Origin of the sequence: Aldersonia sp. NBC_00410 (assembly GCF_026342035.1) — a bacterium.
GTDB lineage: Bacteria > Actinomycetota > Actinomycetes > Mycobacteriales > Mycobacteriaceae > Aldersonia.
In genome coordinates, this window is record NZ_JAPENM010000012.1 from 82,358 (window position 1) to 108,136 (window position 25,779).

24 protein-coding genes are annotated in these 25,779 nt (G+C 68.0%); 19 read left to right on the forward strand and 5 right to left on the reverse strand.

From position 1 onward, the window contains the following. Positions 1-4: 4 nt before the first annotated feature. Complete coding sequence (locus OG921_RS23535; RefSeq protein ID WP_266114972.1) at positions 5-913, forward strand: alpha/beta fold hydrolase; 909 nt, start codon at positions 5-7, stop codon at positions 911-913. 51 nt (positions 914-964) lie between these two features. On the opposite strand, the gene OG921_RS23540 is transcribed toward OG921_RS23535, so the two are convergent. Together OG921_RS23540 and rpmB are read right to left on the reverse strand one after the other, a co-directional pair. After that, positions 965-1,765, reverse strand: a complete 801-nt coding sequence (locus OG921_RS23540; RefSeq protein ID WP_266114974.1) for an enoyl-CoA hydratase/isomerase family protein — start codon at positions 1,763-1,765, stop codon at positions 965-967. A 147-nt stretch (positions 1,766-1,912) separates the two neighbouring features. Next, positions 1,913-2,104, reverse strand: coding sequence for a 50S ribosomal protein L28 (gene rpmB / locus OG921_RS23545; protein ID WP_137724282.1), 192 nt, complete (start codon positions 2,102-2,104; stop codon positions 1,913-1,915). A 269-nt stretch (positions 2,105-2,373) separates the two neighbouring features. Here rpmB and OG921_RS23550 point away from each other — a divergent pair, with 269 nt between their 5' ends. Both OG921_RS23550 and recG read left to right on the forward strand, forming a co-directional pair. Then, entirely contained in the window at positions 2,374-4,011 is a 1,638-nt protein-coding gene (locus OG921_RS23550; RefSeq protein ID WP_266114976.1) for a DAK2 domain-containing protein, read from the forward strand. A gap of 10 nt (positions 4,012-4,021) precedes the next feature. Beyond that, complete coding sequence (recG, locus tag OG921_RS23555) at positions 4,022-6,283, forward strand: ATP-dependent DNA helicase RecG (RefSeq protein WP_266114979.1); 2,262 nt, start codon at positions 4,022-4,024, stop codon at positions 6,281-6,283. Positions 6,284-6,304: 21 nt separating this feature from the next. Here recG and OG921_RS23560 read toward each other — a convergent pair whose 3' ends face one another. Then, the gene (locus tag OG921_RS23560; protein WP_266114981.1) at positions 6,305-6,703 is read right to left on the reverse strand and encodes a cold-shock protein; all 399 of its coding nucleotides are present in this window, start codon (positions 6,701-6,703) and stop codon (positions 6,305-6,307) included. A 283-nt stretch (positions 6,704-6,986) separates the two neighbouring features. Between OG921_RS23560 and OG921_RS23565 the strand changes: the two genes are divergently transcribed. The 14 genes from OG921_RS23565 to OG921_RS23630 all read left to right on the forward strand — a co-directional run bounded on the left by OG921_RS23565 (position 6,987) and on the right by OG921_RS23630 (position 19,658). Continuing rightward, positions 6,987-10,391 carry a pyruvate carboxylase gene (locus OG921_RS23565; protein WP_266114983.1) on the forward strand — a complete coding sequence of 1,135 codons (3,405 nt, stop codon included), beginning with the start codon at positions 6,987-6,989 and terminating at the stop codon, positions 10,389-10,391. Between the two features lie 28 nt (positions 10,392-10,419). Then, positions 10,420-10,995: a 16S rRNA (guanine(966)-N(2))-methyltransferase RsmD gene (gene rsmD, locus OG921_RS23570; protein ID WP_266114984.1), complete on the forward strand. Its 576-nt coding sequence runs from the start codon at positions 10,420-10,422 to the stop codon at positions 10,993-10,995. A gap of 4 nt (positions 10,996-10,999) precedes the next feature. Beyond that, complete coding sequence (coaD, locus tag OG921_RS23575; RefSeq protein ID WP_266114985.1) at positions 11,000-11,488, forward strand: pantetheine-phosphate adenylyltransferase; 489 nt, start codon at positions 11,000-11,002, stop codon at positions 11,486-11,488. Between the two features lie 130 nt (positions 11,489-11,618). Then, positions 11,619-12,365, forward strand: a complete 747-nt coding sequence (locus tag OG921_RS23580; RefSeq protein ID WP_266114986.1) for a DivIVA domain-containing protein — start codon at positions 11,619-11,621, stop codon at positions 12,363-12,365. Between the two features lie 279 nt (positions 12,366-12,644). Further along, complete coding sequence (locus OG921_RS23585) at positions 12,645-13,187, forward strand: DUF177 domain-containing protein (RefSeq protein WP_323182868.1); 543 nt, start codon at positions 12,645-12,647, stop codon at positions 13,185-13,187. Positions 13,188-13,189: 2 nt separating this feature from the next. Then, a complete protein-coding gene (gene rpmF / locus OG921_RS23590; RefSeq protein WP_068269565.1) occupies positions 13,190-13,372 on the forward strand; it encodes a 50S ribosomal protein L32 in 183 nt (60 codons plus the stop codon). Positions 13,373-13,508: 136 nt separating this feature from the next. Next, positions 13,509-14,207: a ribonuclease III gene (gene rnc, locus OG921_RS23595; protein WP_266115069.1), complete on the forward strand. Its 699-nt coding sequence runs from the start codon at positions 13,509-13,511 to the stop codon at positions 14,205-14,207. Between the two features lie 18 nt (positions 14,208-14,225). Next, complete coding sequence (gene mutM / locus OG921_RS23600) at positions 14,226-15,104, forward strand: bifunctional DNA-formamidopyrimidine glycosylase/DNA-(apurinic or apyrimidinic site) lyase (RefSeq protein ID WP_266114988.1); 879 nt, start codon at positions 14,226-14,228, stop codon at positions 15,102-15,104. Positions 15,105-15,181: 77 nt separating this feature from the next. Next, positions 15,182-15,757: a dihydrofolate reductase family protein gene (locus tag OG921_RS23605; RefSeq protein ID WP_266114990.1), complete on the forward strand. Its 576-nt coding sequence runs from the start codon at positions 15,182-15,184 to the stop codon at positions 15,755-15,757. A gap of 8 nt (positions 15,758-15,765) precedes the next feature. Next, positions 15,766-16,776: a PHP domain-containing protein gene (locus OG921_RS23610; RefSeq protein WP_266114991.1), complete on the forward strand. Its 1,011-nt coding sequence runs from the start codon at positions 15,766-15,768 to the stop codon at positions 16,774-16,776. 49 nt (positions 16,777-16,825) lie between these two features. Further along, positions 16,826-17,293, forward strand: coding sequence for an OsmC family protein (locus OG921_RS23615; protein WP_266114992.1), 468 nt, complete (start codon positions 16,826-16,828; stop codon positions 17,291-17,293). Between the two features lie 20 nt (positions 17,294-17,313). Then, entirely contained in the window at positions 17,314-17,991 is a 678-nt protein-coding gene (locus OG921_RS23620) for a hypothetical protein (RefSeq protein ID WP_266114993.1), read from the forward strand. Between the two features lie 3 nt (positions 17,992-17,994). Then, positions 17,995-19,161 (forward strand): glutathionylspermidine synthase family protein, encoded by a 1,167-nt coding sequence (locus OG921_RS23625; RefSeq protein ID WP_266114995.1) that lies wholly within the window; start codon positions 17,995-17,997, stop codon positions 19,159-19,161. 44 nt (positions 19,162-19,205) lie between these two features. After that, the gene (locus OG921_RS23630; protein ID WP_266114996.1) at positions 19,206-19,658 is read left to right on the forward strand and encodes a DUF350 domain-containing protein; all 453 of its coding nucleotides are present in this window, start codon (positions 19,206-19,208) and stop codon (positions 19,656-19,658) included. Positions 19,659-19,691: 33 nt separating this feature from the next. Here OG921_RS23630 and OG921_RS23635 read toward each other — a convergent pair whose 3' ends face one another. Then, positions 19,692-21,215 carry an APC family permease gene (locus OG921_RS23635; RefSeq protein ID WP_266114997.1) on the reverse strand — a complete coding sequence of 508 codons (1,524 nt, stop codon included), beginning with the start codon at positions 21,213-21,215 and terminating at the stop codon, positions 19,692-19,694. 46 nt (positions 21,216-21,261) lie between these two features. On the opposite strand from OG921_RS23635, the gene OG921_RS23640 reads away from it, so the two are divergent. Beyond that, the gene (locus OG921_RS23640) at positions 21,262-21,540 is read left to right on the forward strand and encodes an acylphosphatase (RefSeq protein ID WP_266114999.1); all 279 of its coding nucleotides are present in this window, start codon (positions 21,262-21,264) and stop codon (positions 21,538-21,540) included. Between the two features lie 94 nt (positions 21,541-21,634). After that, positions 21,635-25,252: a chromosome segregation protein SMC gene (smc, locus tag OG921_RS23645; RefSeq protein WP_266115000.1), complete on the forward strand. Its 3,618-nt coding sequence runs from the start codon at positions 21,635-21,637 to the stop codon at positions 25,250-25,252. Between the two features lie 83 nt (positions 25,253-25,335). Here the strand turns inward: smc and OG921_RS23650 are convergent, their stop codons facing one another. After that, a complete protein-coding gene (locus OG921_RS23650; protein ID WP_266115001.1) occupies positions 25,336-25,725 on the reverse strand; it encodes a DUF2237 family protein in 390 nt (129 codons plus the stop codon). Positions 25,726-25,779 lie beyond the last annotated feature (54 nt).

Consider the following 25,779-nt stretch of genomic DNA (forward strand, 5'->3'; position numbering starts at 1 on the left):
TCGGATGGTGAGCCAATCGAAAGAGTTTGCCACCGCGACGACGAGGACTTTCCGTGGACGCGACGGCCTCGCGCTCGTCGGCGACCTCTGGGGACCGGAGGACGGTCCGCTGGTCGTGATGCTGCACGGTGGTGGCCAGACGCGGCATTCGTGGAAGTCGGCGGGTGCGCTACTGGCCGGTTCGGGCGTGCGGGTTGTCACGCTGGACGCCCGCGGCCACGGGGACAGCGCGTGGGCTCCCGACGGTGACTACACCGGGGACGCGATGGTTGCCGACCTGCTCGCCGTGCTCGAACAGCTCGGGGCTCCGGCCACTGTCGTCGGCGCCAGCATGGGTGGTCTCACCGCACTGCGGGCCACGATCACGGCCGGGCCGGACATCATCAACGGCATCGTGCTCGTCGATGTTGTGCCACGTGCGGAGAACGCAGGCGTCGAGCGGATCATGACATTCCTCGGCGGGCATCGGGACGGGTTCGCCTCGCTCGACGAGGCTGCCGACGCGGTCGCGGAGTACCTGCCGCACCGCCGCCGCCCGCGCAGCAGCAAGGGGCTCGAGCGCAATCTGCGCAAACGCGACGACGGCCGGTGGTACTGGCACTGGGATCCGGCGATGCTCGGGGACTCCGGTGTGGTCGAATCCGAGGTCAGCGAGGCCGATCTCGGTGTCGACCTGCTCGAAGAGGCGGCCCGTCATCTCGAGATCCCGACGATGCTGCTGCGTGGACGTCTCTCCGACGTGGTGAGCGAGGAGGGCGTGCAGCATTTCCTCGCCTTGGTGCCGCATGCCGAGTTCGTCGAACTCGCCGGCGCGGCGCACACGGCAGCCGGTGACGACAACGATGCGTTCACCGACGCCGTGTGCGATTTCGTGAAGGCGGTCACCGCAGATGAGGGCGCCGGGCGCGGATAGCCGCAGCGCCCGCCGCGCCCGGACGACCGGTCGCGGCGGGCTCGCGTTTGGCTAGGCCTCGTCGGTGCCGCCGTTGAAATTCGGGCGGCGCTTCTCGACGAAGGCGTTGACCCCCTCGATGCCGACGGGGGAGTCGGCGGCCGTCCCGATCGCCTCCTCCTCGCGGTCGAGTTGTGCCGACAGCGTGCTGGTTGCGGATTCGGCGAGCAGACGCTTGATCCCGGCATAGGACGTGATCGGCCCGGCGGCGAGCGTGCGGGCGACACGGAGTGCCTCGTCGGTGAGCACCTCGTCCCCGACGAGTCGGCTGAGTACACCGAGCCGGACCGCGTCATCGCCGGTGATTACCGCGTCGGTGAGCAGAATCTCGGTTGCGCGCCCGGTGCCGACGATCCGCGGCAGCGTCCACGACATCCCGCCGTCCGGGGTGAGGCCGATGCCGGGGTAGGCAGGGCGAAGCCGGGTGGCCGGGCTGCCGATCGCGATATCCGCCGCGCAGACCAGGCTCATTCCGGCGCCGGCGGCCCAGCCCTGGACGCCGGCGACCACCGGCACGGGGGCGGCGGCGAGCAGGCGCACGAATTCGTGTAGGTCGGCGGCGAGGCCGCGGATGTACGCGCCGCGGTCGGGTGCGTCGTGGAAGGCGCGGACGTCGCCACCGGCGCAGAAGTTCGCGCCGGCGCCGACCAGGAGGATCGCGCCGACCTCCGGATCGAGATCCCGAAGTGCGGCGCTGCCCGCGTTGATGCCGGCGAAGTCCATCGACGTTCCCCGGTCCGCGGTCGAGATCGTGATCTCGAGCACGGAGTCGACGACGCGGACGTAGCTGGCGGCAGGCTCGGTAGCAGTCATTCGTGCACCATATCGAGCGGCGTTGCGGCCATCATGCGGGGTATCACGCGCGGCCGGCTCGTGCTGCGCGGAACCGGCGCGAGTGTCCGGAAACACGACTGTGCCCCGGTGCGTGGGCACCGGGGCACAGTCGGGTGATGCTTCGGGTCAGCCGCGCACGACCTTGCCCGCCTTGAGGCAGGAGGTGCACACGTTGAGACGCTTGGTGTTGCCGGGGGCAACCTGAGCGCGAACGGTCTGAATGTTCGGGTTCCAACGACGGTTCGTACGCCGGTGCGAGTGCGAGACCGACTTACCGAAGCCGGGGCCCTTGGCGCATACGTCGCAGACGGCAGCCATAGTCGCGAACTCCTTGTATCGAAATGGTCAGTAAACATGATCCGGTCGCCTCCGAACACGGCCGGAGCAGCGCGAGGCAACCCTGCAAGAGTAGCCGGAACCGGTCTCGATGGCCAAACCGGGCCCTGGGGTGGTGCGCGCCACGGCGGCACCGGCGGAATGTCGCTAGTCTTTTCGAATGCCACATTCGGGGGGCACTCCGCAGGCTCCGCGCCTGTGCGCGGCGCCCCACCGGGGGTCGGGCGACGGGATTCTTGGAGGCTAGCGCTGTGTTCGATGTCCTTGCGACGCTCGATGGCGACGCCGTCGTGCGCTGGGGACAGGCCTGTGTGGACGGACTCACCGATCGCTGTGACGAGATCAACGGTCTGAACGTTTTCCCGGTGGCCGACTCCGACACCGGCACGAATTTGCTGTTCACCATGCGTTCGGCGATGGATGCCGTCGCGCGACGAAGCGCGGGGACCTCGAACGCGCGCGACGTGCTCGCGCGGATGGCCTCGGGTGCGACGATCGGCGCACGGGGCAACTCGGGCATCTTCCTTTCCCAGGTGTTGCGCGGTATCGCCGAGGTGTCGCCGGAGGGGCCGATGACCGCCTCCCTGCTGCGCGCCGGTCTCGACACCGCTGTTTCGGTGGTGCGGCGCGCCGTGAACGACCCGGTCGAGGGGACGATCGTCACCGTGCTCGAGGCATCGGCGGCCGCCGTGCGCCACTGCCCGGACGAGACGCCGCTCATCGACATCGCGACAACGGCGGCCGAGGCCGCCGCTGCCGCGCTCGAACTGACGACGGCCCAACTCGACGTGCTCGGTGCGGCCGGGGTGGTCGATGCGGGGGGCCGTGGGCTGCTCGTTCTGCTCGATTCGTTGGTGTCGGTGATCTCGGGGTCGGCGCCGCACCGGCGGCGATTCGACCCCGCCACCCAACGGATCGGGCGTGCGTACGACGTCGGCGCCGCGCAGTCCGACGACCTGGAGTACGAGGTCATGTATCTCATCGCCGATGCGGATCAGCACGGTGCGGAACTGCTGCGTAAGAAGCTCGACCGAATCGGCGACTCGGTGCTGGTCGTCAGCGATGGCAGCGGTGGCTGGTCCTCCCATGTGCATTGCACCGAGCCCGGCGCGGCGATCGAAGCCGGACTGAGCATCGGGCGACTGCACCAGATTCGGATCAGCTGCTTCTCCGTCGCCGCGGGAATCAGCGACCGGCTGCCCACCGACCGGCACACGCCGGCGCACCCCGTCGCCGACCGCGGCATTCTCGCGGTGGTCTCGGGTGACGGCGCCGCCGAACTCTTCGAGGCCGAGGGCGCGACGGTGTTGCGCTGCGACGGCGAGTTGCGCGCCATCGAGTTGCTCGCGGCGATCAAAGAGATGAGCAATCGCGAGGTGCTCGTGCTCCCCAACGGCACGCTGGCCGCCCAGGAACTCGTCGCGGTCGGCGTCGCGGCGCGCGACGCCGATCACGACGTGCTGCTGCTACCCGCGTCCTCGATGGTGCAGGGGCTCGCTTCGTTGGCAGTGCACGACCCCGGTCGGGTCGCCGTCGACGACATCTTCGCCATGTCGGAGGCCGCGGCCGCGACTCGCTGGGGATCGCTGCGGGTGTCGAGCGAGCGTGCGCTGACCGTCGTCGGGACCTGCGAGCCTGGCGACGGGCTCGGGTTGGTCGGGCAGGAGGTCGTCGTGATTCGCCCGGATGTACGCGAGGCCGGGACCCTGCTGATCGACCGCGTGCTCGGACTCGGCGGCGAACTCGTGACGCTGCTGGTCGGGGCACGAACCCCGGTCGGTCTGCTCGTCGCGCTGGAGCGCCACATCGCCGAGCACCATTCCGGCGTCGACGTGATCGTCTACCGCGGCGGGCAGGACGGCGACCTGTTCCAGTTCGGCGTCGAGTAGAACTGCGGTCATGGCGACGCTCTCGGACCGGCTCGATCACCTGCTCGGCGCGAAGGCCGCCGAACCGCTGCGCGAGCAGTTCGACATCACCACGGCGGAAGACCTGCTGCGCCACTATCCGATGCGCTACGCCACCCGTGGGCAGCCGCTCACCCAGAAGGATCCGCCGGACGGCGCGCACGTCACCATCATCGGCGACATCGTGAAGGCCGATCTGGTGCGCAACCGCAACGGCGGGTTCCGGCTCGAGGTCTCGGTGCTGACCGACGAGCAACGGGTGGGTGTGACGTTCTTCAACGGGCAGAAGGTCAAACACGTCATCCGGGTCGGCAAGCGGGCGATGTTCTCCGGCACGGTCAAATACTTTCGGGGGCGCTGGTCGCTGTCGCACCCGGGCTACCTGATCATGTCCGGCGACGGCGATCCCGCTGTCGAGACCGTCCGCGGCGGCGGCGCGCTGGCGGGGATGGCCCGCAGCGCACAGGATTCCGGACGCGGCGTGGACATGTCCATCTTCGACCGCGCCATGCTGCCGGTCTATCCGGCGTCGAGCAAGATCGAGACCTGGGATATCGCTCGGTGTGTGCGGCAGGTGCTCGACCAACTCGACCTCGACGGGGATCCGCTGCCCGAGTCGATCCGCGCACAGCACGGACTGATCGGGCTGGCCGAAGCGCTGCGGTTGATCCACTTTCCCGAGACCAAGGCAGACGTCGACAACGCCAAGGAGCGCCTGCGTTTCGACGAAGCGGTGGCGTTGCAGCTTGCGCTCGCGCAGCGTCGGCACGAATCCTTCCTCCGCAGCGCGCCACCGTGCGCTCCGCAATCCGATGGTGTGGCAGCCGATTTCGACAACCAACTGCCGTTCGAACTGACCGCCGGGCAACACGAGGTGGCGGCCGAGATCACCGCCGACCTGGCCCGTGCGCACCCGATGAGCCGGCTGCTGCAGGGTGAAGTGGGCTCGGGAAAGACGATCGTCGCGCTGCGCGCAATGCTGCAGGTGGTCGACGCGGGGAAGCAGTGTGCGTTGCTCGCGCCGACGGAAGTGCTTGCTGCCCAGCACTATCGGTCGCTGCATGCGATGCTGGGTCCGCTCGGCGCGGGCGGCGAACTGGGTGCGGCCGAACATGCCACCCGGATCGTGCTGCTCACCGGTTCGATGTCCACCGCGGCCAAACGCGCCGCGCTGCTCGCAGTGGTGACCGGCGAGGCGGGCATCGTCATCGGTACACACGCCCTGATTCAGGACAGCGTCGAGTTCTTCGACCTCGGACTCGTGGTGGTCGATGAGCAGCACCGGTTCGGCGTGGAGCAACGCGACGCGCTGCGCGGGAAAGCGAAGCAGGGCATCAGTCCGCACCTGCTCGTGATGACCGCGACGCCGATCCCGCGGACCATCGCGATGATGACACTCGGCGACCTGGAGACCTCGACGCTTCGCGAACTGCCCCGGGGGCGATCGCCGATCGTCACGAATGTTGTTGCGGCGCGCGATAAACCGAAGTGGGTGGATCGTGCATGGGCGCGGATCGAGGAGGAGGTTGCCGCCGGGCGGCAGGCGTATGTGGTCTGCTCGCGAATCGGTGACGGTGACGACAGCGGCGAGGACTCCGGTAAGAAGAGTGGCAAGAGCGGTGCGGGTAAGGCCGAGCCGCCGACCACGAGTTCGGTGCTCGAGGTCTACGACCGGTTGCGCACCGGGCCGCTGTCCGGCGTGCGGGTCGGACTACTGCACGGCAGGCTGCCCGCCGACGAAAAGGACGCGGTGATGCAGGCCTTCACCGCAGGCGAGATCGACGTGCTGGTGTGCACGACCGTCGTCGAAGTCGGCGTCGATGTGCCGAACGCGACCGTCATGGTGATCGTGGATGCCGAACGATTCGGCGTCAGTCAGCTGCATCAGCTGCGCGGCCGGATCGGCCGCGGTGCGCATCCCGGACTGTGCCTGCTGATCTCCGAGATGAGCCCGGCCGGCGCGGCATTCGCTCGCCTCAGGGCGGTGGCGGCGACCACCGACGGATTCGAACTGGCGACGCTGGATCTCGAACAGCGCCGCGAAGGCGATGTGCTGGGCGAGGAGCAGTCGGGGAAGAGGTCGACGCTGCGGTTGTTGTCGCTGCTCGAACACGACGAGATCATCGCCAGTGCACAGGAATTTGCGCGCGACGTTGTCGCGGAGGATCCAACACTGGCGGATCACCCGGGGCTGGCCGGTATGGTCGGCGCGGCAATCGATCGGGACCGTCTCGACTATCTCGCCAAGTCCTAGGACTTCACCCGATATCGGGTGTCACTCACCGATCCAGCCGTGGTGGTCGGCAGCGCGGAACAGGGCCTGTCGGAGGTCGAGAATCTGGGACGCGGTGAGCGAGGACGAGGCGTTCAGCAGGATCTCGGTGACTTCGCTCAGATACTCGGCCTCCGTCAGCAGGTCGGAACCGTCGGCGGGCGCCGCGGGCCGGTGTGCGGGAGCGTCGTTGTGCGCGCCGTCGAGCAGCTCCACCTCGCACGCCTTCGCGCCGCGATCGCCCTCCTCGGCCCGGAATCGGACATGCACCCCCGGCCGTGCATCGGCCTTCTCGAAGTACAGGTCGTTCGTGTGCACGAACAGGTCGTCGCCCCCGGTATCCGGACGGATGAATCCGTAACCTTTCTCGGGGTCGAACCTGACGATCTTGCCGGTGTCCATGTTCCCAAGGATAGTTGTCGGCCCAGGTCGTCACTCGTCAACGGCGCCGCGCGGCGGCGATATTGGGGCAGTGGGCCGCGCAACGGATGCTGACGCTCGCATTGTCGAAAACGCGCTGCATCGAGTCGAAGGCCTCACCGACGCGCGGCTGACGGTGTGAGCATCAGGGCAGGTCACGTGCTGTTTTATGACGTTCATCGCAGTGCCCGAGAATGCCTGGTCGCTGTCTCGCGATATGGGAATGCGCCTGCCCCGCGAGGATGCTCACCGGTAGGTTGAGCCAATGTTCACCAAAGTCTTGGTCGCCAATCGCGGCGAGATCGCCATACGCGCGTTCCGTGCGGGCTACGAGCTCGGTATCGGGACGGTCGCGGTGTTCCCGTACGAGGATCGCAACTCGGTGCACCGCTTGAAGGCCGACGAGAGCTACCAGATCGGTGAAGAGGGCCATCCGGTTCGGGCCTATCTCTCGATCGAGGAGATCGTGTCCGCGGCGCAGCACGCCGGTGCGGATGCGATCTACCCGGGTTACGGCTTTTTGTCGGAGAATCCGGACTTGGCGGCGGCATGCGACTCGGCCGGGATCACGTTCGTCGGTCCCTCGGCCGATGTGTTGGAGCTGACCGGAAACAAGGCACGCGCGATCGCGGCGGCGAAAGCCGCGGGGTTGCCGGTGCTCACGTCCTCCGCGCCGTCGGCGGACGTCGAAGAACTGCTCGCGGCCGCGGAGACCATGGACTTTCCGCTGTTCGTGAAGGCGGTCGCCGGCGGTGGTGGTCGCGGGATGCGCCGGGTCGCGGAGCGTGCCCAGCTGCGGGAGTCGATCGAGGCGGCGGCGCGAGAGGCGGAGTCGGCGTTCGGTGATCCCACGGTGTTCCTCGAGCAGGCCGTGGTGGATCCGCGCCATATCGAGGTGCAGATCCTCGCGGACAAAGCCGGCAACGTCATTCATCTGTTCGAGCGGGACTGTTCGGTGCAGCGGCGGCACCAGAAGGTGATCGAACTGGCGCCGGCGCCGAATCTGGATCCGGCGTTGCGGGACCGGATTTGTGCGGATGCCGTGGCGTTCGCGAAAGAGATCGGCTATTCCTGCGCGGGCACCGTGGAGTTCCTGCTCGATACGCGTGGCAATCATGTGTTCATCGAGATGAATCCGCGGATCCAGGTGGAGCACACGGTGACCGAGGAGGTCACCGATGTGGATTTGGTGCAGGCCCAGCTGCGAATCGCAGCAGGGGAGTCGCTGGCCGATCTGGGGTTGAGCCAGGACTCGATCGTGTTGCGTGGTGCGGCGTTGCAGTGCCGGATCACCACCGAGGACCCGGCGAACGGGTTCCGCCCCGACACCGGCCGGATCACCGCCTACCGCTCGCCCGGCGGCGCCGGTGTGCGCCTGGACGGTGGCGCGAACCTCGGTGCGGACGTCGGCGCCTACTTCGACTCGATGCTGGTCAAGCTGACCTGCCGTGGCCGGAACTTCGAGACCGCGGTGGCACGGGCCCGACGCGCCGTGGCGGAGTTCCGGATCCGCGGTGTCGCGACGAACATCCCATTCCTGCAGGCGGTCCTCGACGACCAGGACTTCCGCGAGGGCAGGGTCACCACTTCGTTCATCGAGCAGCGGCCGCAGCTGTTGACGTTGCGCAGTTCCGCCGACCGCGGCACGAAGATCCTCAACTACCTCGCCGACATCACCGTGAACAAGCCGCACGGCGAACGGCCGTCGAAGGTCTACCCGATCGACAAGCTGCCCGAACTCGACACCTCGGTGCCACCGCCGGACGGCTCGCGGCAGCGGCTGCTCACCCTCGGGCCGGAGGGATTCGCGAAGGCGCTGCGCGAGCAGAAGGCCGTGGCGGTCACCGACACCACGTTCCGCGACGCGCATCAGTCGTTGCTCGCGACACGCGTGCGGACCAATGGTCTGCTCAACGTTGCCGGACACGTCGCACGGATGACCCCGGAGCTGTTGTCGCTCGAGTGTTGGGGTGGCGCGACCTACGATGTGGCGCTGCGCTTCCTGCACGAGGACCCATGGGATCGCTTGGCCGCCCTGCGGGAGGAGATCCCGAACATCTGCCTGCAGATGCTGCTGCGCGGCCGCAACACCGTCGGCTACACCCCCTACCCGGAAAAGGTGACTCGCGCGTTCGTCTCCGAAGCCACCGCGACAGGCATCGACATTTTCCGCATCTTCGACGCGCTGAACAATGTCGATCAGATGCGCCCGGCGATCGACGCGGTCCGCGAAACCGGGACCGCCATCGCGGAGGTTGCGCTGTCCTATACCGGCGACCTGTCCAACCCGAACGAAACCCTCTACACCCTCGACTACTACCTGCGTCTGGCCGAGCAGATGGTCGAGGCCGGCGCACACATCCTCGCCATCAAGGACATGGCCGGGCTGCTGCGCGTCCCCGCCGCCGCCACCCTCGTGTCGGCACTGCGCAGCAACTTCGATCTACCGGTGCACGTGCACACCCATGACACCCCCGGCGGCCAGTTGGCGACCTACCTCGCCGCCTGGACTGCCGGTGCCGACGCCGTCGACGGGGCCAGCGCCCCGATGGCCGGCACCACCAGCCAGCCCGCCCTGTCCGCGATCGTCGCCGCGGCGGCCAACTCGGAATACGACACCGGCCTGAACCTGGACGCGGTGTGCGACCTGGAACCGTACTGGGAGGCGCTGCGCAAGGTGTACTCCCCGTTCGAGTCGGGGCTGCCGTCCCCGACCGGTCGCGTGTACACCCACGAAATCCCCGGTGGCCAGCTGTCGAACCTGCGCCAACAAGCCATCGCGCTCGGGCTCGGTGACCGGTTCGAAGAGGTCGAAGCCAAGTACGCCGGCGCCGACCGGTTGCTCGGACGATTGGTCAAGGTCACCCCCTCCTCGAAGGTCGTCGGCGATCTGGCGCTGTCCCTGGTCGGCTCCGGCATCGCGGTGGACGACTTCGCCGCCGACCCCGGCCGCTACGACATCCCCGACTCCGTCATCGGCTTTCTGCGTGGCGAACTCGGCACCCCCGCCGCCGGGTGGCCCGAACCGTTCCGCACGAAAGCGCTCGCGGGACGCAGCGAAGCCAAACCCGAGACCCAGCTCACCGCCGAAGACGAACAGGGCCTTGCCGGTACACCGGAAGAGCGCCGACTGACGTTGAACCGTCTGCTCTTCCCCGGTCCGGCCAAGGAGTTCCTGACCCACCTGGAGAAGTACGGGGACACGTCGCGGCTGTCGGCGAACCAGTTCTTCTACGGGCTGCGCCGCGGCGAAGAGCATCGCGTGCAACTGGAGAAGGGCGTCACGCTGCTCATCGGCCTGGAAGCCATCTCCGAACCGGACGAGCGCGGTATGCGGACCGTCATGTGCATCATCAACGGTCAGCTGCGGCCCGTTTCGGTGCGGGACCGCTCGGTCGCCAGCGAGGTCCCGGCGGCGGAGAAGGCGGACCGGACCAACGCCGGCCACATCGCGGCGCCGTTCGCCGGTGTCGTCACGCTCGCGGTTGCCGAGGGGGACAAGATCGCCGCCGGCGACACCATCGGCACCATCGAGGCCATGAAGATGGAGGCCGCGATCACCGCACCCCGCGGTGGAACCGTCGACCGCGTCGCGATCGGCGCCGTCCAGCAGGTCGAGGGTGGTGACCTGCTCGTCGTCGTCGAGGCAACGGAATCCGCAGCCGACTAGTACGCACGCGAACGAGGGGGACGCGCGGATGACGCGCATTGTTGCGGGAATCGCCCGTGGGCGGCGTCTTCAGGTGCCGCCCGCGGGCACCCGGCCGACGTCGGACCGGGTGCGCGAAGCGCTGTTCAGCGCGCTTGTCAGCCGGGTGGACCTGACCGGGGCGGTGGTGCTGGATCTGTACGCCGGATCGGGCGCGCTCGGTCTCGAAGCACTCTCGCGCGGCGCGGCGCACGCGCTGCACGTCGAGTTCAACCGCCGCTCGGTGGGGGTGTTGCGGGAAAACGTGGCGGCGCTCGACCTGCCCGGCGCGCAGGTGCGCGCGGCGACCGTGGCATCGGTGCTCAGGGAACGAGCGCCGCGCGCCTTCGACGTGGTGTTCTCCGATCCGCCCTACGCACTCGCCGATGAAGTGATCGCATCGGACCTGGCCGCGCTCGTGGCGAACGGTTGGTTGCACGCGGATTCTGTTGTGGCGCTGGAGCGTTCATCGCGATCACCGGCGACCGTGTGGCCGCAGGGTCTGGTACCCGAACCGCCGCGAAAATACGGCGAGACGCGCATCGAGCTCGCGGTGTTCGAGTCCGACGGTGCTGCTACGGTCTGAGGCCATGACAGGCGCGATCTGCCCCGGTTCGTTCGACCCAGTGACCAACGGTCATCTCGACGTGATCGGCAGGGCTGCCGCCCAGTTCGACCGGGTCATCGTCACGGTCATGATCAACCAGAACAAGCGCGGTTTGTTCACCGTCGACGAGCGGATCGACATGCTGCGCGACGCCACCACCGACCTACCGAATGTCGAGGTGGCGTCCTGGCAGGGGCTGCTCGTCGATTTCGCGCGCGAGCGTGGCGTGGGCGCGATCGTGAAGGGCCTGCGCGGCGCGAACGACTTCGACTACGAACTGCAAATGGCACAGATGAACCAGAAACTATCCGGTGTCGACACCCTGTTCATCGCCACGAACCCCACCTACAGCTACCTGTCGAGTTCGCTGGTGAAAGAGGTGGCCACCTTCGGTGGAGACGTCACGGGAATGCTGCCCGACGAGGTGCACAAGCGGCTGTTGACCCGGATCGCCGAGCGCGCCGGGCAGTAACGCCGGGGGTAAGCAGGTCCCGACACACCCCGCGGCCAACGGGACGCTCGCGGCGTGGGCAGGCAGACTGGAGCGCGACTGGTTCGAGGACGACCCGGGCCGCACTGTCGAGTGACGATTGGGGTTTCTCGTGTATCGCGTATTCGAGGCTCTCGATGAAATGGTGGCGATCGTCGAGGAGGCGCGTGGCATTCCGCCGACGCGCAGCTGCATTGTGCCCCGCGGCGATGTCCTCGACCTGCTCGACGACATGCGCGAGGCGATTCCCGGCGAACTCGACGACGCGCAGGACGTGCTCGATCACCGCGACCGGCTGATCGGGGATGCCACGGCGACCGCGAACCGGACTGTCGACGCCGCCAACGCGGAAGCCACCCATACGATCGAAGGCGCGCGCGCGGAAGCCGACCGGCTGCTCGCCGACGCGAAGGCGCAGGCGGACCGGATGGTCGCCGAAGCCACCGCCCACGCCGATGAGCTCGTCGCCGCGGCGCAGACCGAGGTCCAGCGGCTGAGCAGTGACGCGAAACGGGACTACGACGCGGTGACCGCGCGTGGCCGGGCCGAATCGGATCGACTCGTACAGGCCGGTCAGGCGTCCTATGACCGTGCTGTCGCCGAGGGTAACGCCGAGCAGCAGCGTCTCGTCGCCCAGACCGAGGTCGCGCAGGCCGCACGCACCGAGTCGGCCCGCGTGATCGACGAGGCGCACGCCGAATCGGACCGACTGCGCAGCGAATGCGACCACTACGTCGATTCGAAACTCGCCGACTTCGAGGAGTTGCTCACCAACACGGTTCGCTCCGTAGGGCGCGGGCGGCAGCAGTTGCGCACCGGGACCGGGGCGCCGGACTACGCGGCCGAGTACCGCCGCTGACCGTCCGCAGACTCCGCTCCCCGCGGAGTGAACGGAAGCGTTCACTCCGTTCAACGCACCAAATCTTCCGTTCACGGTTCCCAGAGGTAGGGGAGTGCGCCGGGATTTTTGGCCGGCCGATCCGCATCGCGTATTGTGGGGTGGTTGCCCAATCCCCCGATAGACCTCAGGAGTACAACCGTGTCCACGCAGCATGCGCGCCGTCGCGGTGGGTCCGCCCGCCCGGTTGACGCCGATTTCGTGCTGGGCACCCGCACTCTCGGACGTCGGCCGGGGTCGATGCGTACCGTCACGCGGACGTTGTCGGCGCCGGCGCGGATCGGGCTCGATCTCGTCGCCATTCCCAAGGGCGCGCAAATCGAAATGGATCTGCGGCTCGAATCGGTGTCCGAGGGTGTGTTGGTCAGCGGCGAGATCGTCGCGCCGGTCGAGGGGGAGTGTGTGCGCTGCCTCGAGCCGTTCGGGGACTCGATCACCCTTTCGCTCACCGAGCTGTTCGCCTACCCGGACAGCGCGACCGAGCAGACCACCGACGAAGACGAGATCCCGCGTGTCGTCGACGAGCACATCGACCTGGAGCCGGTCATCGTCGACGCGGTCGGACTGGCCTTGCCGTTGCAGCCGTTGTGCAGCCCCGACTGCCTCGGATTGTGCGCCGAATGTGGCATTCGCCTGGCGATTGCGGGATCCGACCATCGGCATGAGATACTGGATCCTCGCTGGGCTGGGCTCGCAGCCAAATTCGGTACCGGATCCACCAGCAATGAACCTGAGACTCGAGCAGAAGAAGCTCGCCTCGATCCAAATGCGGAGGAGAAGTAGACGTGGCCGTTCCCAAGCGCCGGATGTCGCGTTCCAACACCAGGTCGCGTCGCAGCCAGTGGAAGACCACTGCGCCGACCCTGATCACGTGCCCGAACCGTGGCTGCGGCGAGAAGACTCTGCCGCACACCGCTTGCCCGTCCTGCGGGACCTACAAGGGCCGTCAGGTAGCTTCTGCCATCTGAGTGCCCTCGCCGACGAGTTCACGTGAGCAGCATTGACCGCACCGAACTGCCGACCGCGCAAGCGGTGGGCAGTTCGTCTGCATGTGGGCCGGGCAATGGCGGCACACCGGACGACACCGAAGCCGAGTCGCGCGCGATATTGATCGCTGCCCTCGGCATCGACATCAGGCCCGACCTCCTCACCCTCGCGCTCACTCACCGCTCGTACGCGTACGAGCACGGTGGTCTGCCGACCAACGAGCGCCTCGAGTTCCTCGGCGACTCGGTGCTCGGCCTGAGCATCACCGAGCAGTTGTACCTGGCCCACCCCGACAAGCCCGAGGGTGAACTGGCGAAGCTGCGTGCCAGCGTGGTGAACATGCACGCCCTCGCCGAGGTCGCGCGTGGGCTCGGCGACGGCGGACTCGGCGTGCATCTGCTGCTCGGCAAGGGCGAAGAGCTGACCGGCGGCCGGGACAAGCCGAGCATCCTCGCCGACGGTATGGAATCGCTGCTCGGCGCGGTGCACCTCGAGCACGGCATCGACGTCGCGCGCGAAGTGGTGCTCAGGCTGTTCCGCGGATTGCTCGAGCGCGCTCCCAAGATGGGCGCCGGGCTCGACTGGAAGACCAGCCTGCAGGAACTGACAGCCGAGATCGGCGCCAGCGTGCCCAGCTACGAGGTCACCGCGACCGGGCCGGACCACGACAAGGAATTCACCGCGACGGTCATCGTCAGCGGGAAGCCGATGGGTTCGGGCGTCGGGCGGTCGAAGAAGGAAGCCGAGCAGAAGGCCGCGGGTGCGGCCTGGAATGCGCTCTCCACCGATACCGAAGCGGGCACCCGCGCGGAGTAGCCCGCCGCGAACCCATACATGCCCGAACTTCCCGAGGTAGAAGTCGTCCGACGCGGTCTGGCCGAGCATGTCGTCGGACACACGATCACCGGGGTCGAGGTCCGCCACCCGCGGTCGGTGCGCAGGCACGTCCCCGGCGGCGCCGATCTGGCCGCGCGGCTGACCGGCCGCCCGATCACCGCCGCCCAGCGCCGCGGCAAATTTCTCTGGCTCGTACTCGATGATGCATCCGAGGCCATCGTCGTTCATCTCGGTATGAGCGGGCAGATGCTCGTCCAACCCGTCGATGCCCCGCTGGAGAAGCACGCGCATATCCTGGCGACACTCGACTCCGGCACGCAGCTGCGCTTCGTCGATCAGCGCACCTTCGGTGGCTGGGCGCTCGCCCCCATGGTCGAGGCAGACGGTTCGATCGTTCCCGAGCCGGTCGCCCATATCGCCCGTGACCCGCTCGATCCGCTATTCGACGTGGAGTCCGTGGTGAGCGTGATGCGCCGCAAGCACAGTGAGATCAAACGTGTGCTGCTCGACCAGACCGTGGTGTCCGGGGTGGGCAATATCTATGCCGACGAGGCGTTGTGGCGAGCGAAGATCCACGGCGGCAGGCTCGCCGACGGACAGTCGCGGCCGAGGCTTCGCGCACTGCTGAACGACGTCCACGCGGTGATGGGCGAGGCGCTCGCGGTTGGCGGCACCTCGTTCGACTCGCTCTATGTCAACGTCAACGGCCAGTCCGGGTACTTCGAACGGTCGTTGGCGGTCTACGGTCGCGAGGAGCGGCCGTGCCGGCGGTGCGGTGCGCCGATCCGCCGGGAGAAGTTCATGAACCGCTCGTCGTACTCGTGTCCGCGCTGCCAGCCGCGGCCACGCCCGCGTGCCGAGGTCCGTACAGCCTGACCTGCGATGACCGAACGGACCGCAAAGTGCGGCGAGAAAGTCTAACCTCGAAGTCGAGGCGGCAACGAGGAGGCGTGATGCGCAAGTTGACGTACTACGTCGCCAGCACGATCGACGGCTTCATCGCCGCCGAGGACGGCTCGGTGGACTTCTTTCCCGTCGGGGGTGACCATGGTCCCGCGATTACGGCGCAATACCCGGAGACCGTGCCGACGAAGGTGCGCGATGCGCTCGGAATGCAGAGCGCGAACGAAACTTTCGACACGGTGCTGATGGGACGCAAGACCCACGACTTCGGCGTGAAGACCGGCACCTCCAGCCCGTACTCGCACCTGCGCCAGTTCGTGGTGTCGACGACGCTGCTGGAGAACCCCGCGCCCGATGTCGAGCTCGTGTCCGACGACCCGCTTGCCAAGGTGCGCGAACTGAAGGCCGAGCGGGGCGTCGGCATCTGGCTGTGCGGTGGCGGCGAACTCGCCCATCATCTGCTGCCCGAGATCGACCAGATCTTCTTGAAGCTGTACCCGGTGGTGCTCGGCAGCGGCCGCGCGCTGTTCGGGCACGGAGCCGGTGTCGACCCGATCGATTTCCACGTGGTGAGCAGCCGGGTGTTCGGCGACGGTGTCGCGTTCCTGAAGTACAGCAGGTCCTGACCGCGCGGATGGATCCAGTCGATGCGCTGCGCGAGATCGCCTTCTGGCTCGAACGCTCGCGCGCGGAAACCCATCGGGTCAAGGCATTCCGGCGTGCCGCCGACGTTGTCGCGGGCCTCGACGAGCGTAAGCGGGCCGCACATCGCGACGCGCGTAGCTGGGCGACGCTGACCGGAATCGGGCCGAAAACCGCGGCCGTCATCGAACAGGCCCGAGCCGGCAAGGTGCCCGACTATCTCGCCGACCTGCGGGCGCAGGCGGAACCGATCGGACCCGAGGGCGCGGCGCTGCGCGATGTCCTGCGCGGCGATCTGCACACCCATTCGGACTGGTCGGACGGTGGTAGCCCGATCGAGGAGATGATGCGCAGCGCCATCGCGCTCGGGCACGACTATCTTGCGCTGACCGACCATTCGCCACGGCTGACCGTCGCCAACGGCCTGTCCGCGGACCGGCTGCGCCAGCAGCTCGACCTGGTCGCGGAACTGAACGCCGACCTTGCACCCTTTCGCATCCTCACCGGGATCGAGGTGGACATCCTCGACGACGGTTCGCTCGATCAGCACGAGGATCTGCTCGCGCGACTCGATGTCGTGGTGGCGAGCGTGCATTCGAACCTGCGTGCCGACCGGGGCACGATGACCGAACGGATGGTCACCGCGGTGGCCAATCCGCTGGTGGACGTGCTCGGGCACTGCACAGGGCGCCTCGTCACCGGTGGCCGGGGCACCCGCCCGGAGTCGAAGTTCGATGCCGACGTGGTCTTCGAAGCGTGCCGGCAGTACGACACCGCGGTGGAGATCAACAGCAGGCCCGAGCGGCGCGACCCGCCCGCGCGGCTCATCGATCTGGCCCTCGAAACGGGCTGTCTGTTCGCCATCGACACCGACGCCCACGCGCCCGGGCAGCTCGACTGGCAGGGCTATGGATGCGAGCGGGCGGTGGACCGTGGCGTGCCGCCCGATCGCATCGTGAACAGCTGGGCGCTCGACGACCTCTTGGCCTGGACGACGCGATAGCGCGATCCTGCAGCAGGCGAGCCGGAGCCGACTCCCTAGGATCGTCGTCATGACCGACAAGACCGCAGATGTCGCGGCGCCGCAGAGTGCGCCGAGCACCCCGCCCGCGACCGAGTTGTGGGTGGAACGAACCGGCACTCGCAGCTACACCGGGCGTAGCTCGCGCGGTGCGGAGGTGCTGATCGGTTCGGAGAACGTGCAGGGCGTGTTCACGCCCGGCGAGCTGCTCAAGATCGCGCTCGCAGCGTGCAGCGGCCTGTCTGCCGACCTGCCGCTCGCGCGCCGGCTCGGTGACAACTTCGACGCGAAGGTTCGCGTTTCCGGCCCGGCCGACCGGGACAGCGAGACCTATCCGGAGTTGCGCGAGGTGTTCGAACTCGATCTGTCCGAACTCGACGAAGCAGCACGGGAACGCCTGCTGACCGCGGTCGAGCGGTCGATCGACAAGGTGTGCACGGTCGGTCGCACCCTGAAGGCGGGCGCGCAGGTCGATCTCGCGTTCGACATCGACGCGTAGTAGCGCGGAGGGGGGAGACAGTGAGCACGAACGACGGCGGCGGGCCGCCCGATTCGACAGGCGGCGGGCCGCCCGATTCGACAGGCGGCGGGCCGCCCGATTCGACAGGCGGCGGGCCGCCCGATTCGACAGGCGGCGGGCCGCAGGACGGTGCGCCGGAGCCGGGGTCGAGCAGTGGTCAGCAGACGCCGCCGCGGCGGGGCAACGTCAGCCGGCAGGAGCCCGGTACGACTCAGCCGCGCCCGCCGACCGTGGGGGAGGTGCGCGCCCGCAAACAGGCGCGTAAGCAGGCCGCCGAACTCGAAGCGGCCGCGCGTGCGGCGGAAGAGCGCAGGCGCAAGCGCAACCGCAGACTCATTGGCGGTGCGGCGGTTGTCGGTGTCGTCGCCGTCGTGGCGGTGGGCTACAAGGTGCTGTCCGCGCACGAAAATGTGACCGCGCGCTGTGTGGTCATGGAAGACGGCAGCGAGGTCGTTGTCGAGGACCGGTATTGCAACGGATCGCCGGGCATGAACGGCATCTTCATCGTCGGCGGCAGCCAGTACCGCTACTACTATGGCGGTAACGGCACGATCGGGCAGTCCCCGACCGGGGGCAGCACGGTCAAACCCAAGGGCGCAGAGATCAAGACCTCGTCGGGCACCACCGTTCAGCGTGGTGGGCTCGGCGCCAAGGTCGGCGGAAGCAGTGGGTCGTAACTGATGCGGCGCGTACATCGCAGCCCGCGCAACGGGTGGGAGACCATCGTCGAGGCGCAGGGCCTGGTATACGGCACTCCCGCCAGGGATGGCGGCGGCAACGCACGGCCCTATTGGGACGAGTCGGTGCACTACGAGTTCGAGATGGACGAGATCCTCGCCCTCGAAGCCGATGTCGAACTGCTGCACTCGATGTGCCTGAAGGCAGTGGAGCAGGTGATTTTGCTCGAGCGATACGCGGATTTCGGCCTGCCGGAATGGAGTTGGCCGCATATTGCCGAATCGTGGCGGCGTAGCGATCCGCATGTGTACGGGCGCTTCGACCTGCGCTACGACGGACGCCGGCCCGCGAAACTGCTCGAGTACAACGCGGACACACCGACCACGGTGCTCGAGGCGGCAATTCTGCAGTGGCACTGGCTGACCGACCTCTACCCCGAGGACGACCAGTGGAACTCGTTGCACGAGAAGCTGGTTGAGCGCTGGGGCGCGGTCAAGGGAACGCTGCCCGGCTCGGAGCTGCACTTCACCTGGTCGTCGGCGGATGCGTCCGGCGAGGACAACGTCACCACCGCTTATTTGCAGGAGACCGCGGCAGAGGCGGGATTCGACACGGTTGCGCTCGCGATCGAGGAGGTCGGATTCGACACCGAGCTCGGGCGTTTCGTCGATCTCGCCGAGGCGCCCATCGAGGCTATCTTCAAGCTCTACCCATGGGAGTGGGTGCTCGACGACGACTTCGGCAAACGGGTCGTGGAAAGCCTGCCGTCCACCATGTGGATCGAACCTTTGTGGAAGACGCTGCTGAGCAACAAGGCGATTCTCGCGGTGCTATGGGAGATGTATCCCGGCCACCCGAACCTGCTGCCCGCCTTCCTCGATGACCCGGGCATGCTGACCGAGTACGTACGCAAGCCCAAGCTCGGGCGCGAAGGCGCGAACATGACCGTCGTCGGCGGTGGGTTCGAGACCGCGACCGGCGGTATCTACGGCGAAGAAGGCTACGTCTACCAATTGCTCGACCCACTACCCGAATTCGACGGCATGCGCCCCGCTCTCGGCGCATGGATCGTCGGAGACGAATCTGCCGGGCTCGGCATTCGTGAGACTGCCGGCTTGATCACCGACGATGGCGCGGCTTTCGTGCCGCATCGCATTCCGCAGAGCTGACCAGACCCGACCACGCACCGCACCAATCCGAACGGAGACAGTGAATGATCTCGAATCTGGCACTCGAGGAGGGCTTCTGGCGCCTGCTGGGCCGCGGCTCGTATGCGATCGCGCTTTACGCTCTCGTCGGGCTCGGCCTGATGACCGTGGGCTTCTTTGCGATCGACCTGACCACGCCGGGCAACCTGCGGCACATGGTGCGTGACGGAAAGCCGAACGCCATCATCGTGACCTCGGCGGGGCTGATCAGCATGGCGTTCATCGTCGTGCTCGCGATTTTCTCTTCGGCCGGCAAGCTGTCCGAGGGCCTGATCGCCTCGATCATCTGGGGCCTCGTTGGTATTGGTGCGCAGATCATTTCGGTGCGCGTCATTGAAAAGGTGATCGGTATCGACATCGGTCGGGTAATCATGGCCGAGAAGTATCTGCCCGAGGTGCTGCTCGTCGCGGCCGCGCATTTCGCGCTCGGCCTCGTGGTCGCTTTCGCGATTCTGTAGTCGCCGAGCCGGTTCCGTGCGGTCCGGTCCGGCTCAGGCCCGCGACTCGTCGAGCACGGGCAACTCCCGGTCTAGTCGTTCGCCGCGGAAGTACGCGGGCATGCGCTCCTTGGTCAGCAGGTACAGCGGGATACCCAGCAGCAATCCGCCGACGCCGAGCAGGAATACCGAGTCAATCGTCACGTCCGTAAACGGCAGCGTCAGAGCGGTTTCGCCGAAGTCGGCCGCCCACGACGTCACTCCCGTCCACACTGTGGCGAAGATGAGCATCGCCCCGCCGAGCCCGGGCAGCACGCCGCGGACCAGTGCGACGCGGGCATTGGTGCGCAGCTCGCGGCGATACAGCCATACGCACGCCAGCCCGGTCAGCGCGTAGTAGAAGCCGACCGAAATACCGATCGCCGAGACCGCGTCGATGACCAGCAGGCCCCCGGACGTGACATCGAGCAGCACGTAGAGCGCGACCGACAGCGCGCCGAACACGATGGTCGATACGGTCGGGGTGCGCCAACGCGGATGCACCCGGCCGAACACCGCGGGCAGTGCCCCGTGCACCGCCATGGAGAAGGTGGTCCGCGACGTCGGCAGGATCGTGGTCTGGGTGCTCGCCGCCGCCGAGGTCAGCACCATCACGATCAGTAGGTTGACCAGCACCTCGCCAACCGGGCCCGACCCGAACACCGCCGCGCCCAGCGCGCCGAGCACATCGTCGACATGCTCGGGGTTCGCCAGTCCGATGCCCTCGGTGCCGACACCGGCGAACGCCTGCGCGGCCATGGTCACCACGATGTACAGCGCCACCAGCGCGATCGTGGACACCACCGCCGAACGACCGGGCGTGTGCCGCGGATCGACGGTCTCCTCGTTGACCGAGACCACCGAATCCCAGCCCCAGTAGATGAACACCATCAGCAGCGTCGCGTTCACGAATGTGGAGAACGAGTCGATCGCGAACGGGTTGAACCAACTCCAGTCCGGAGTGATCGCCTGATCGCCGGCATCGCCGAGCGCAACCCGGACCAGCGCAATGGCCGCGAACGCAACCAGCATCAGCACCTCGATGGACAACAGCAGCCGCTGCAGCCGGGCCGAGATGTCGATGCCGCGCACCGCGATCCAGGTCATCGCGACGATGTAGGCGACGCCGAGGGAGAGCACCCACGGATTCGAGGGATCGCCGCCGATCCCGTCGGCGCCGAACAACAGGAAGGTGTACTGCGCGCTGACCTGGGCCAGGCTGGCCATCACCAGCAGGTCCGCGACCACGATCGCCCAGCCGGACATCCAGCCGAGGAACGGGCCGAAGGCGCGAGTGGCCCACACGAAGGTGGTGCCCGCATCGGGATCGGCGGCATTGAGTTCGCGGTAGCCGATCGCCACGAGCAGCATCGGAACGAAGGCGATCAGCACGATGATCGGCGTCTGCAGCCCGACGGCGGCGACGATCAGCCCGAGGGTTGCCGTGATGCTGTAGGCCGGTCCCGCCGACGCGACGCCGATGACAACGCTGGAACCGAACGAGAGCGCGCCCGCGCGCAGCTTGCCACCGGTTGACATGCGGCAAGGCTAGTTTCGGGCAATTCCGCCGGTAGGCTCAACCCCCATGTCGTCGGACGCGCGCGTCACCGCCTGGGTGCACGGATACGTGCAGGGGGTGGGGTTTCGCTGGTGGACCCGGTCGCGGGCGCTCGAGTTCGGGCTGACCGGGTATGCCAGGAATACCAGCGACGGTCGCGTGCAGGTGGTCGCCGAGGGACCGCGGGAGAAGTGCGAGCGGCTGCTCGCGCTGTTGCGGTCCGGCGACACGCCGGGGCAGGTCGATCTCGTGGTCGAGGATTGGGGCGAACCCACCGGGCAATACACGGGTTTCGAAGAACGCTGACGTCGCCAATGACCGCTGCGCCGCCGCGCCACGGCGATGTGCCTGCGACCAGCCGGTAATCTGACGGCACTATGGCACTTCCTCCGGTCGCAATATGCACCTGAAAAGCCTGACTCTCAAGGGCTTCAAGTCCTTCGCATCGGCAACGACATTACGGTTCGAGCCAGGAATCACCTGCGTCGTGGGCCCGAACGGCTCCGGCAAGTCGAATGTGGTCGACGCGCTGACCTGGGTAATGGGCGAGCAGGGCGCGAAGGCGCTGCGCGGCGGCAAGATGGAGGATGTCATCTTCGCCGGCACCCCGGGCCGGCCACCGCTCGGCAGGGCAGAGGTCACCCTGACCATCGATAACTCCGACGGTGCGCTGCCGATCGAGTACTCGGAGGTCTCGATCACCCGCCGGATGTTCCGCGACGGCGCGGGCGAGTACGAGATCAACGGCAACTCCTGCCGCCTGATGGACGTGCAGGAACTGCTCAGCGACTCCGGCATCGGCCGGGAAATGCACGTCATCGTCGGACAGGGCCAGCTTTCGGCGATCCTGGAGTCGCGCCCCGAGGACCGCCGGGCCTTCATCGAGGAGGCCGCCGGTGTGCTCAAGCACCGCAAGCGCAAGGAAAAGGCGCTTCGCAAGCTCGACGCGATGCAGGCCAACCTCGCACGTCTCACCGACCTCACCGCGGAATTACGCCGCCAACTCAAGCCCCTCGGCCGCCAAGCCGAGGTGGCCCGCCGAGCGCAGACCGTGCAGGCCGACCTGCGCGACGCACGGTTGCGACTGGCCGCCGACGACCTCGTCACCCGCCGGACCGAACTGGCCGGCACCCAGGAACAAGAAAATCTCGCCCGCGAACAGCAGTTGGTCACGCAACGTGAACTCGAAGAGGCGGAGGCGCTGCTCGCCGAACAGGAGCGCGAACTCGCCCGGCTCACCCCCAGTGCCGAAGCCGCCGGGCAGACGTGGTTCCAGCTCTCGGCGCTCGCCGAACGGGTGAACGCGACCGTGCGAATCGCCAAGGAGCGGGCTCGCCACCTCGACAGCGAGCCGACCTCCGGCGGCGGTCGCGACCCGGAGCAGCTCGAGGCCGAGGCAGAGCGCGTCGAGGCCGAGGAAGCCGAACTGCTCGCGATCGTCGAAACGGCCACGGCGACGCTGGAATCGGCGAAGGACGAACTGGCCGAGCGGGAGCGCGCGGCGGCCGCAGCGGAGCACGCACACATGGCCGCAGTCCGTGCGATTGCCGACCGACGCGAGGGTCTGGCCCGCCTCGCCGGTCAGGTGGAGACGCTGCGCACCAGGGCACAGTCGGTGGACACCGAAGTCGGCAGGCTTACGCAAGCGATCGTCGACGCCCGGCAACGGCACGACGCCGCCCAGGCGGAATTCGACACCGTGCAAGAGCAGCTGGGCGACCTGGATGCCAACGAGAGCGGTCTCGACACCCGGCATGAGCACGCGGTGGCCGCACTGGAATCCGCCGATGCCCGGGTGGAGGAATTGCGCGCCCACGAGCGCGAATCGGTGCAGCTGGTCGCCTCGCTCGGTGCCCGGATCGATGCCTTGTCGATGAGCCTCGGCGTCCGCGATGGGGCGGGCTGGCTGGTCGAAAACCATTCGGGCGAAGGCATACTCGGACCGCTCGCCGGTCTGATCGGCGTCGAGGCAGGGTTCGAGGCGGCCGTGGCCGCAGCGATGGGACCCGCCGCGGAGGCGATCGCGGTGCAAGGCCGCGCCGCCGCCCGGGATGCGGTACAGGCGCTCAAAGACGCCGACGCCGGACGCGCCGCGATCGTGTACGGCGGGGGGACGCCGGAGCGCGGATCGCGTCCGGACCTGCCCCCGGGTGCGCGCTGGCTGCTCGACGTCGTCGACTGCCCAGAATCGTTGCGCGCCGGGCTTTCCGGGCTGCTCGCCGGTATCGCGGTGGTGGCCGATCTGGCCGGTGCCCTCGACGTGACAGAACGCGAACCGTTGGTGCGCGCCGTCACCAGGGACGGCGACCTGGCCGGCTCCGGTTGGATCGCGGGCGGGTCCGACCGAGCGCCGAGCCAGCTCGAAGTGCAGGCCGAAATCGACACCGCCCGTACCGGACTGCACGCCGCGCAACGCCGTGCGGAGGAACTCGCCGCGGCCCTGTCCGGAGCGCTCGACGAGCAGCGGGACCGCAGGTCCGCCGCCGAGCAGGCGCTGTCCGAACTGCACGAGTCGGATCGGGCGTTGGCCGCGGTGTACGAACAACTCGGCAGGCTCGGTCAGGCCGCGCGGATCGCCCAAACCGACGCCGAACGGTTGATGGTGCAGCGCGCCGACGCGGAGTCGGGTCGCGAGGAGACGCTCGCCGCACTGGCCGAACTCGAGGACCGGCACCGCGCCGCGCAGGCGGAGCAGACCGACCTCGACGACACCGCAGCCGACGCCGGGACCGAATCGACCGCGCGCGAACGGGAGGATGCGGCCGCTGCGTTGACCGAAGTCCGGTCGATGGAGATGGAGGCGCGCCTGGCCGTGCGGACTGCCGAGGAGCGGGCGGAATCGATTCGCGGCAAGGCGGATTCGCTGCGCCGCGCGGCAGGGGCGGAGCGGGCGGCCCGAGCGAGGGCCGAGCGGGCGCAACTAGCGCGCAAACAGGCCGCCGCCGTGGCAGCGGCGGTCGCGGAGTCCGGCCAACGCGTTGCAGAGCATCTCGACGACGTCGTCGCGCAGGCCATCGCGCACCGTGACGAACTGGTGGCCAAGCGCACCGAGCGGACCGGGGTGCTCGATCAAGCCAAGGAGCGGGCACGACTGCTCAGCGCGCAGCTCGCCGCATTCACCGACGTCGTGCACCGCGACGAGGTGGCCAAGGCGCAGGCGGCGCTGCGCATCGAGCAGCTCGAGGAGTCCATCTCCGAGCAGTTCGGGATCGGGCTCGATGACCTGATCAGCGAATACGGCCCCGCCGTGCCGCTACCACCGTCGCAGCAGGAGCTCGCCGAGTACGAGCAGGCGCGTGACCGCGGCGAGCAGGTCGTCGCACCCGCCCCGATGCCGTACGACCGGGACACCCAGGAGCGCCGCGCCAAGCGGGCGCAGAAGGATCTCACGACGCTTGGCAAGGTGAACCCGCTCGCGCTCGAGGAGTTCGCCGCGCTCGAGGAGCGCTACACCTTCCTGTCCACCCAGCTCGAGGACGTCAAGAACGCGCGCAAGGATCTGCTCGACGTGGTCGCGGAGGTGGATACCCGCATCCTGCAGGTGTTCACCGAGGCCTACGCCGATGTCGAACGCGAGTTCGTCGGCGTCTTCGAGAAGCTGTTCCCGGGCGGCGAGGGCAGGCTGGTGCTCACCGACCCCTCGGACATGCTCACCACCGGTATCGAGGTGGAGGCGCGCCCGCCGGGGAAGAAGATCAAGCGGCTGTCGCTGCTCTCCGGCGGCGAGAAGTCACTGACCGCGGTCGCCCTGCTGGTCGCGATCTTCCGGGCCAGGCCGTCACCTTTCTACGTCATGGACGAGGTGGAGGCCGCGCTCGACGACACCAACCTGCGCCGATTGATCGGGCTGTTCGAACAGCTGCGGGAGCGGTCGCAGCTGATCGTCATCACTCACCAGAAGCCGACGATGGAGGTCGCCGACGCGCTCTACGGCGTGAGCATGCGCGGGGACGGCATCACCACGGTCATCTCGCAGCGGATGCGTGGCGCGAACCTGGTCGGTTCACCCGCGTCGTGATGCAACCCCCCGCATCGACTGAACGGAACCGTTCAGTCGATCAGATCGACTGAACGGTTCCGTTCAGTCGATGGGGGGTGCGTTCAGAGCAGGCCGCCGATGTCGTCGGGGACGTCCACGGCGTAGCGGTGCAGGTCTTCGAGCGAGACGATCTCGAGCGCGCGTTCGTGCGTGGCTGCCAGCACGACGGGCGCGGCGATGCCGTCGTCACACGCCTGCTGCCAGCGTGCGGCCACGACGCACCACCGGTCGCCGGGTGTGAGCCCGGGGAAGCCGTATTCGGGACGCGGCGTGCTCAGGTCGTTGCCGACGCCCGCCTGGTAATCGAGAAACTCGGCGGTGACCACCACGCACACGGTGTGGCTGCCCACATCCTCCGGTCCGCTTGTGCAGCAACCGTCGCGATAGAAACCGGTCATCGGCTCGGTGCCGCACTCCTCGAGCGGACCACCCAATACATTGCGCTGCGACACGCCGCAGATGCTACGCGCGACTTGCGGTGTTGCGGGGTGCCCAGGTCACCGGCG

What these genes read in the sequence shown, in the direction of transcription:
- OG921_RS23560 (WP_266114981.1), bottom strand. Translation starts at nt 6,703, where the DNA reads ATGGACACCGGCAAGATCGTCAGGTTCGACCCCGAGAAAGGTTACGGA.
- OG921_RS23625 (WP_266114995.1), top strand. Translation starts at nt 17,995, where the DNA reads ATGCGGCGCGTACATCGCAGCCCGCGCAACGGGTGGGAGACCATCGTC.
- recG (WP_266114979.1), top strand. Translation starts at nt 4,022, where the DNA reads ATGGCGACGCTCTCGGACCGGCTCGATCACCTGCTCGGCGCGAAGGCC.
- coaD (WP_266114985.1), top strand. Translation starts at nt 11,000, where the DNA reads ATGACAGGCGCGATCTGCCCCGGTTCGTTCGACCCAGTGACCAACGGT.
- OG921_RS23540 (WP_266114974.1), bottom strand. Translation starts at nt 1,765, where the DNA reads ATGACTGCTACCGAGCCTGCCGCCAGCTACGTCCGCGTCGTCGACTCC.
- rpmB (WP_137724282.1), bottom strand. Translation starts at nt 2,104, where the DNA reads ATGGCTGCCGTCTGCGACGTATGCGCCAAGGGCCCCGGCTTCGGTAAG.
- OG921_RS23585 (WP_323182868.1), top strand. Translation starts at nt 12,645, where the DNA reads ATGCGTACCGTCACGCGGACGTTGTCGGCGCCGGCGCGGATCGGGCTC.
- OG921_RS23640 (WP_266114999.1), top strand. Translation starts at nt 21,262, where the DNA reads ATGTCGTCGGACGCGCGCGTCACCGCCTGGGTGCACGGATACGTGCAG.
- OG921_RS23615 (WP_266114992.1), top strand. Translation starts at nt 16,826, where the DNA reads ATGACCGACAAGACCGCAGATGTCGCGGCGCCGCAGAGTGCGCCGAGC.
- OG921_RS23635 (WP_266114997.1), bottom strand. Translation starts at nt 21,215, where the DNA reads ATGTCAACCGGTGGCAAGCTGCGCGCGGGCGCGCTCTCGTTCGGTTCC.
- OG921_RS23565 (WP_266114983.1), top strand. Translation starts at nt 6,987, where the DNA reads ATGTTCACCAAAGTCTTGGTCGCCAATCGCGGCGAGATCGCCATACGC.
- rsmD (WP_266114984.1), top strand. Translation starts at nt 10,420, where the DNA reads ATGACGCGCATTGTTGCGGGAATCGCCCGTGGGCGGCGTCTTCAGGTG.
- OG921_RS23535 (WP_266114972.1), top strand. Translation starts at nt 5, where the DNA reads ATGGTGAGCCAATCGAAAGAGTTTGCCACCGCGACGACGAGGACTTTC.
- OG921_RS23605 (WP_266114990.1), top strand. Translation starts at nt 15,182, where the DNA reads ATGCGCAAGTTGACGTACTACGTCGCCAGCACGATCGACGGCTTCATC.
- smc (WP_266115000.1), top strand. Translation starts at nt 21,635, where the DNA reads ATGCACCTGAAAAGCCTGACTCTCAAGGGCTTCAAGTCCTTCGCATCG.
- OG921_RS23630 (WP_266114996.1), top strand. Translation starts at nt 19,206, where the DNA reads ATGATCTCGAATCTGGCACTCGAGGAGGGCTTCTGGCGCCTGCTGGGC.
- mutM (WP_266114988.1), top strand. Translation starts at nt 14,226, where the DNA reads ATGCCCGAACTTCCCGAGGTAGAAGTCGTCCGACGCGGTCTGGCCGAG.
- OG921_RS23610 (WP_266114991.1), top strand. Translation starts at nt 15,766, where the DNA reads ATGGATCCAGTCGATGCGCTGCGCGAGATCGCCTTCTGGCTCGAACGC.